The following is a 7885-nucleotide window of genomic DNA, read 5'->3' as shown; positions in this document are numbered from 1 at the left end:
GAATGTCTGAATGAGCATTGGTTCACCAGCCTTCATCACGCCAAGGTTGTCATCGAAGCATGGCGCCGGGAGTACAACGAAGAAAGACCGAAGAAGAGTCTTGGCGGACTGACACCTTCAGCCTATGCCGAGCAACTGGTGTTAAAACACGATAAAGTAACTTCTGACTCTAAACCCGGCTGCTACTGAAGATGGGGTGACGTCGGGGCCACGGCATCAGCCTGCCCGCGCGCTTTGAAATCACGGTGCCCATGAATTTAGAAGAGTAAGGATATTGATATGTGGTTTGTACAACCTAAACAGGACTATATCTCTCAGATACCATGGAAATATACGGATGAGCCTGCCGTCGTAAGCTGGCAGGTTAGAGCGCGTAATTATAATACATTTGTGGCAAATATATTATTATCTGTGCTAATGGTTTTTTATATAGGGTTAGCCTATATTTCATCCCTTATGGCTGAAACCTTACTTTTCTCTCTATTACTAGGGTTTGGGATGTACTTTTTACTTATTTTAATTGCTATGAGTATGACACATCAGACCTCAATACTAGTCTACCGGTTTACAGGCCAGCATGCAGAGGAATGTTCCTGGAAACCCCAGATGGAGGCTTTGAAACCATTTTTAAAATGGTTGGCTATTATCTCGATGCCAATTGTTCTAGTGCTGATACTTATGGATCCGTCACTGCTCATTACCAGCCTGGGGCCGCTGCTAATGGGCTTTGCAGCCTGGATGATGGGGACATCAAAAGGTTATCAAGAACTGCATGGTATGCAACACCACGACTACGATTGGCGTAAAGCTGATAAAGTTTACCTTTATCCGGGACGAGATATCATTGGTTTGAATGTGCCTTGGTATCACCCTGAAATGGACGAAATGATACCGGAGGGTATCAGGGAGATTTATTGCAAGAAAGGTGAGCGCGATAAAGTGTTGGGTTTTTTGACAAGCAACCTTCCAGATATCGAGATTGTAGAAGAAAAGTTTCATCTGTGACGGCGGAGTGTATATGTGAGCTTTACCCGGCGTTACCCGTGGCCAGTCAAAAGGTCTACCCTTCGTTCCCCTTTAGAAACTACACGCAGCCTGATTCGGGTTCATGCCTTTGATGTGCTGCTGTGACGGATGAAAGAGAGATGTGCATCCATTTAACCTTTAAACTCCTGAAAAGCGCTTTAAGAGGCGTGATTCCAGTACTTTCCATGCACACGTTAAATTGACCGCGTCACGCCAAGTTGCTAGTTTACGCGCTCTTTCAGGTGTCGGCGGCCAAGGCCGCTGGTGAAACGGGAAGTTGGTGTTCAATCCAACGCTGCCCCCGCAACGGTGATCAAGTCAAGAGCCCTCGTTACCACTGTGCTGCATGAACGCATGGGAAGGTGAGTGCTTGGAAGTGTGGTGCGCTTCGCTTGTCAGCCCGGAGACCGGCCTGAAAGAAACGGCATCGAGCCAAACAGGCCGGGCGCAAACACTTTTATGTGTTCCTCTGCGTCAGGTGATAAAAAATCTCGCTGTGCGGGTTGGCACAGCGTGCAAGGGACCACCTTTCATGTCCAAGCATTTTTATGCCGCCTCGCTGCTTGCCAGCCTGGCTGCACTGCCCGTGGCGGCTCATGCCCAGGCGGTCGAACCCCGTTCGTCAACGTCGCAGGCGCTTGATCCGGTCGTGGTGACGGCAGCGCTCGCCCCGCGCACCGCTGCGCAGAGCCTGTCCTCCATCACCGTGCTGGATGAAGCCGCGCTGCGCCGCCAGGACCCGGTAAGCATGACCGACCTGCTGCGTGGCCAGCCGGGGGTAGATGTCAGCACCAACGGCAGCTTTGGTAAAAACAGCAGCGTCTATGTGCGCGGTACCGGCAGCGGTCAGAACGTACTCCTGATCGATGGTATCCGCTTGCGCTCCGCGACCAGCGGTGGCGCGGCCTGGTCGACGCTCGACCCGCGCATGTTCGAACGCGCCGAAATCCTGCGCGGCCCGCGGGGCAGCCTGTACGGTGCTGACGCCATTGGCGGTGTAATTCAGCTGTTTACTCATCAGGCGGATGACGACGGCCCCGCGCCGCGCTTCTCCTTCGGTGGCGGCTCGTTCAACACGGCCCGGACCAGCGCTGGTATCAGCGGGGCCGAGGGCGGCACCCGCTACAGCTTTGCCGCCAGCCACTTCAATACCGACGGTGAGCCCGTGCGCCAGGGCGGCGACGACAAGGGGTTTGACAACACCACGGCGCTGGCCCGGGTATCGCACACCTTCAATAGCGGCGCCGAGCTTGGCGTGCTGGCCCTGCGCGCCCGGGGCAACAATGAGTACGATGATGGCGAGAACGACTTCGTTCAGCAGGTGGCGGGCGTTTACGCTGAAATACCCGTGGTCGATCACTGGCGCTCGCGGGTGACACTCTCCGAGGCGCGTGATGAAAGCGACAATGTCGACACCTTCGGCGACTCCACCTTCGATACGCAGATTCGCACCGCGCGGTGGGAGAACACCTTCACCGCCGGTGTGCATGAATTCATCGCCGGCGCCGAGTACAGCGAAGACAAGGTTGAAAGCACCGTCGACTATAATGAAACCAGCCGCGACAACAGGGCGGTGTTCACCCAGGCGCTGTTCGATTTTGCTCCGTTTACCCTGCAGGCAAGCGCACGCTTTGACAGCAACGCACGCTACGGCGATGAACTCACCGGAAGTGTGGCGGTAGGGTTCGATGTCGATGCTCACCATACCCTGCGCGCCAGTTACGGCACGGCTTTCAACGCGCCCACTTACAATCAGCTGTTTTATCCGGACTTCGGCAACCCGGATCTCGAGCCGGAAACCTCCGATACCCTGGAGGCGGGCGTGCGCGGCCAGTACGCGCACTGGTTCTGGGACGCCGCGCTCTACCAGACCGATATCGACAACCTGATTGCCGGGCAGGGCGAGCAGTTCAACGTGCCCACCTCGCGCATTCGCGGCGCCGAGCTTGCTGGCGGTATGGAAATTGAGCAGTGGACGTTAGCCTTGGCACTCACCTATACCGATCCGGAAAACCGCCTGACCGGCAATCGCCTGCAGAACCGGGCGACGCAAAGCCTGCGCCTGGACCTGGATCGCGAGCTGGCCGAGTGGTCGCTGGGCGGCTCGTGGGCAGCGCAAAACCACCGTTACCGGGATGCGCAAAATCAGAGCCGGATGGGTGGCTATGGGATTATCAACCTGCGCGGGGGCTGGCAGTTTGCGCCGCTCTGGAGCGCGCGCCTTACACTGGAGAACGTATTGGATCAGGATTACATCACCACGCGCTCGTTTGATGGCGCTGATTATCTCAATGCCGGACGGGCGGGTTTTCTGAGCGTGCATTTTGGCCAGTAGTACACGTCGGCTGACGCTGGGCGTTGCACTGGGCCTGGCCCTTTGTCTAACGCAGGGCCTGGGGGCCGGTGCGGCGCAGGCGCATCACCACGGGCGCTGCGTTGTCGATGATCGTGACCGGGAAGTGTGCCTGCACAATCCCGCCCGGCGCATTGCCACGCTTTCACCGGGTGCCACCGAGCTTACCTATGCCGCCGGCGCTGGCGATCAGGTCGTGGCGGTGGTTTCCTACAGTGATTACCCACCCGAAGCCAAGGAGGTGCCATCGGTGGGCAGCCATACGCGCATTGATCTTGAAGCGCTGGTAAGCCTTGCGCCGGATCTGGCCGTTGGCTGGGTGACCGGCAATCCGGCCGAGCAGTTGGAAACCCTGGAAACACTGGGGGTGGCGGTATTCTACATCGAGCCGCGTAGCATCGAGGGTGTGGCAAGCGCGATCGAGCGGCTAGCCCGGTTGGCCGGCACCGAGCAGGCCGGGCAGCGCGTGGCGGATACCTTTCGCCAGCAGATGGGCATGCTGGAAACCCAGTTTGCCGGTCGCCAGCCGGTAAGCACGTTCTACCAGGTGTGGAATGAACCGTTGATGAGCGTGAACGACCAGCACCTGATCGGGCAGGTGATTCAGCTGTGTGGTGGCACCAACGTGGTAGGCGAGCAGCCCCGGCTGGTACCGCGTCTGGATGACGAGGTAGTGCTGGCCGCCAACCCGGAGGCTATCGTGGCCGGCGGGATGGGGGAGGAGAACCGCCGTTGGCTGACCCACTGGGAGCAGTACCCGCACCTGGCCGCCGTTGCCAACCAGCACCTCTTCTTTGTGCCGCCCTCTCTGATTCAGCGGCCCACGCCAAGGCTGGTGCAGGGCGCCAAGATTCTCTGCGACCAGCTGCAAAGCGTACGACGGCAGCGCGGGGCCTTGTAATGCGGCGTCTGCGCGGTCACTCAAGCCTGCCTTTAGGGATGCTTGCGCTTGCCGCACTGGGGGCGCTGCTGCTGGCGCTCAGCCTGGGCAGCGCGCCGCTTTCACTGAGCGAGCTTTGGGCGGCTGCCCGGGGCCAGGGCGGACTATTGGCCAGCACGCTGGTCTGGGAGCTGCGCCTGCCGCGCGCGCTGAGCGCCTTTGCCGTAGGCGGGCTGCTGGCGGTGGCCGGGGCATTGATGCAGGTACTGCTGCGCAATCCACTGGCGGATCCCTACGTGCTGGGGCTTTCCGGCGGTGCATCGATTGGCGCGCTGGCGGCCATGCTGGCGGGCCTGGGGGCACTGCTGATCTCCAGCGCCGCCTTTGCCGGGGCGCTGTTCTCGACCCTGCTGGTATTTGGCCTGGCCCATGGGCGCGGCGGCTGGACCCCGGCGCGGCTTCTGCTGACCGGCGTGGTGGTGGCTTCTGGCTGGGGCGCGGTGATTACCCTGATGCTTGCGCTCAGCCCGGCGGAGCGCCTGCCGGGCATGCTTTACTGGCTGATGGGCGATCTGGCCTACGCCCGGGCGCCGTGGCCGCCGCTGTTGCTGCTGATGGGGGTCTGCGCGGTGCTGGTGCCGCTGGGGCGAAGCCTGAACGTGCTGGCCCGCGGTGCGTTACCAGCCGCGGCGCTTGGCGTGAACGTACGGCCTCTGGAGTGGGGCATTTACATCCTTGCGAGCCTGCTGACCGCTGCCGCCGTGACGACCGCCGGCAGTATCGGGTTTGTGGGCCTGGTCATACCGCACATGCTGCGCCTGATCGTGGGCAACGACCAGCGCCGGCTGTTACCCGCCTGCGCGCTGGCCGGTGGCACGCTGCTGGTACTGGCCGATACCCTGGCGCGCACCGTGATTGCCCCGGAGCAGCTGCCGGTCGGCGTGATTACGGCGCTGCTGGGCGTGCCGACGTTTTTATTCCTGCTGCACCGGAGCCGCTGATGGGATTACTTGCCGCCCATCAGCTGGTGATAGACGTGCCCAACCGGCCCGCGCAGCCGCTCGATCTCACCATCACGCCCGGCCAGGTATGGGGCGTGCTTGGCCCCAACGGCGCCGGCAAGACAACGCTGCTGCATACCCTGGCCGGGCTGCGCGCGCCGCGCTCGGGCAGCGTGACGCTGGATGACACGCCGCTTGCAAGCCTTGGCCGCCGCCAGGTAGCCCAGCGCCTTGGGCTGGTATTTCAGGAGCGTATGGAGAGCTTTCCCGCGACGGTGCTGGAAACCGCGTTGATTGGCCGCCACCCGTTTCTTTCGGCCTGGCAGCAGGAGGGCCGCGCCGACTATACCCGTGCGCAGCATGCGCTTGAGTGCCTGGATATTGCCCACCTGCGCGATCGTCTGATGAGTACGCTTTCCGGCGGCGAGCGCCAGCGGGTAGCGCTCGCCACGCTGCTGACTCAGGACCCCGCCATCTGGCTTGCCGATGAGCCCACCAACCATCTGGATCTTCATCACCAGAGTGCCGTGATGGCGCTGATGGCCGAGCAGGCCGGGAAGGGTAAAAGCGTGGTGATGTGCCTGCACGATCTCAATCTGGCGGCGCGCTGGTGTGATCACGTGCTGCTGCTTTACCCGAACGGCGAGGCGCGCGTGGGCGAGCGCGATGCGCTGTTGATCACGGAGATTCTGGAGCCGCTGTTTCAGCAGCGCCTGGCGATGGGAGATATCGACGGTAACCGGGTGTTCATGCCCAGGGGTTAGCGATGCGAGAGGCTTAGGCGTGATAAAACCGCATCAGCCGCTCGCCATTGGCGGTGGTCAAAAGCTCGGCCTGCACGCCGAACGTCTGCTGCAAGCGCTCTGACGTAAGCACGGCCTGGGGCTTGCCGGCGGCGACCAGCTGCCCGCCATCCATGATGCCCAGCCGGTCGCAGGCCATGGCCTGGTTAAGATCGTGCAGGGTAATGATCACCGTGATGGGCAACTGCCTCACCAGCTCGAGAATCGACAGCTGGTGGCGGATATCCAGGTGGTTGGTGGGCTCGTCCAGCAGCAGGATTTTCGGCTGCTGCGCCAGCGCCCGAGCGATGTGCACACGCTGACGCTCGCCGCCGGAAAGCGTATGCCAGAGCCTGCCTGTCATGTTCGCCATGTCCACGTCCACTAGCGCCTGATCCACGATAGCATCGTCCTCTTCAGTCCAGGAACGAAGCGCCGAGAGAAACGGCGTGCGGCCCAGCGCCACCACCTGGCGCACCTGAATGCGGTCAGTGGTTTCGGCCTGCTGTTCCACCAACGCGATGGATTGGGCGATATGGCGCTGGCGCATCCTGGCGAGAGACTTGCCGTCCAGCAGCACGCGGCCGGCCTTGGGTTTGCTCAGGCCCGCCAGCAGGCGCAGCAAAGTGGTCTTTCCCGAACCGTTGGGCCCAATCAGCCCGAAGGTCTGGCCGGGCGCTACTTCAAGGGAGACATTCTCGAGCAGGGTATGGCCGTGAACCCGCCAGCCCAGATTTTCAGCGCTCAGGTTCATGTAGCTCTTCTACCCCTGACCAGAATCAGCGCAAACGCCGGCGCGCCGATCAACGAGGTAATTACCCCGATGGGCAGTACCTGGCCCGGCACGATCACCCGCGAAAGAATGTCCGCGCCAATCAGAAACAGCGCGCCCGCCAGCGCCGAAGCGGGCACCAGCCGGACATGCTGACTACCGACGATAAAGCGCATGGCATGCGGAATCACCAGCCCCACAAAACCAATGGCCCCGACCATGGAGACCATGACCGCGGTGACCAGCGCCATGGCAATGATCAGCAAGGCGCGGATGGGGCGCACGGCAATGCCCATGGAGGCAGCGCTGTCGGTGCCGAAGGTAAATGCATCCAGCGCCCGCCGATGCCACAGGCAGATGAGCAGGCCGCCGAGCGCTGCAGGCAGCGCCAGCGCCGCATCCGTCCAGCGCACGCCGGAAAGATTGCCCAGCAGCCAGAACAGGATGCCGCGGGCCTGCTCGGCGTTGGCGGATTTGGCGATGATAAAGGCGGTCAGCGCGTTGAACAGCTGAGAGCCTGCAATGCCCGCCAGAATGATCGCCCCGGCGGCCTGGGTGCCGCGCCCGCCGCCGGTGCCGCTGCTGGCCGCGTGGGCCAGAAGCACCACCAGGCCAAACGCCAGCCCGGCACCGGCAAAGGCTCCGGCGGAAAGCGTCAGCGCACCGGCGCCCAGGCCCGCCACCATGACCGCCACCGCGCCGGTAGAAGCCCCCGCTGAAATGCCCATCAGATAAGGGTCAGCCAGCGGATTGCGCAGCAAGGCCTGGAGCACGACGCCCGCCAGCGCCAGGCTGGTGCCGCAGCAGGCCGCCACCACGGCGCGGCTCAAGCGGTAGTTCCAGATGATGCCGGCATCGATACGGTCAACCGCGTACTCAGCACCCCACAGCTTGTTGGCCAGCACCTTGAGGATCGTATCCACGGGAATCGACGTTTCGCCGATGGCGGTGCCCGCCAACAAGGCGGCCAGCAGCATTAAAGGGGCCAGCCAGCACCCGTTCAGGCGTAGGCGGATGAATGTCATGGGAGTCACTTCCAGATACCGATGGGTGTAAACTCGGCGGGCGGCC

8 protein-coding genes and 1 riboswitch are annotated in these 7885 nt (G+C 61.8%); of the genes, 6 read left to right on the top strand and 2 right to left on the bottom strand.

Annotation, left to right across the window (positions count from 1 at the left end):
* The 6 genes from B0H98_RS12825 to B0H98_RS12800 all read left to right on the top strand — a co-directional run.
* Positions 1 to 189 (top strand): integrase core domain-containing protein (locus B0H98_RS12825; protein ID WP_146130253.1); only part of this gene is annotated, 189 nt, incomplete at its 5' end.
* A 90-nt stretch (positions 190 to 279) separates the two neighbouring features.
* Positions 280 to 1005: a hypothetical protein gene (locus tag B0H98_RS12820; RefSeq protein ID WP_106375458.1), complete on the top strand. Its 726-nt coding sequence runs from the start codon at positions 280 to 282 to the stop codon at positions 1003 to 1005.
* Between the two features lie 244 nt (positions 1006 to 1249).
* A riboswitch (cobalamin riboswitch) is annotated at positions 1250 to 1456 on the top strand.
* A gap of 102 nt (positions 1457 to 1558) precedes the next feature.
* Positions 1559 to 3361 (top strand): TonB-dependent receptor domain-containing protein, encoded by a 1803-nt coding sequence (locus tag B0H98_RS12815; RefSeq protein WP_106375457.1) that lies wholly within the window; start codon positions 1559 to 1561, stop codon positions 3359 to 3361.
* A complete protein-coding gene (locus B0H98_RS12810) occupies positions 3351 to 4280 on the top strand; it encodes a cobalamin-binding protein (RefSeq protein ID WP_422822150.1) in 930 nt (309 codons plus the stop codon). Before B0H98_RS12815 ends, B0H98_RS12810 begins: the two co-directional genes overlap by 11 nt.
* A complete protein-coding gene (locus B0H98_RS12805) occupies positions 4280 to 5260 on the top strand; it encodes a FecCD family ABC transporter permease (protein WP_106375456.1) in 981 nt (326 codons plus the stop codon). Before B0H98_RS12810 ends, B0H98_RS12805 begins: the two co-directional genes overlap by 1 nt.
* Positions 5260 to 6024 (top strand): ABC transporter ATP-binding protein, encoded by a 765-nt coding sequence (locus tag B0H98_RS12800; RefSeq protein ID WP_106375455.1) that lies wholly within the window; start codon positions 5260 to 5262, stop codon positions 6022 to 6024. The genes B0H98_RS12805 and B0H98_RS12800 overlap by 1 nt, the downstream gene beginning before the upstream one ends.
* Positions 6025 to 6037: 13 nt before the next feature.
* On the opposite strand, the gene B0H98_RS12795 is transcribed toward B0H98_RS12800, so the two are convergent.
* Both B0H98_RS12795 and B0H98_RS12790 read right to left on the bottom strand, forming a co-directional pair.
* A complete protein-coding gene (locus tag B0H98_RS12795) occupies positions 6038 to 6796 on the bottom strand; it encodes an ABC transporter ATP-binding protein (RefSeq protein ID WP_106375454.1) in 759 nt (252 codons plus the stop codon).
* Positions 6793 to 7839 (bottom strand): FecCD family ABC transporter permease, encoded by a 1047-nt coding sequence (locus tag B0H98_RS12790; RefSeq protein ID WP_106375453.1) that lies wholly within the window; start codon positions 7837 to 7839, stop codon positions 6793 to 6795. The genes B0H98_RS12795 and B0H98_RS12790 overlap by 4 nt, the downstream gene beginning before the upstream one ends.
* Positions 7840 to 7885 lie beyond the last annotated feature (46 nt).

Origin of the sequence: Vreelandella songnenensis, assembly GCF_003002925.1 — a bacterium.
Lineage (GTDB): Bacteria > Pseudomonadota > Gammaproteobacteria > Pseudomonadales > Halomonadaceae > Vreelandella > Vreelandella songnenensis.
Note: the sequence above shows the minus strand (reverse complement) of the source record. Positions and strands in the feature narration are given on the sequence as shown.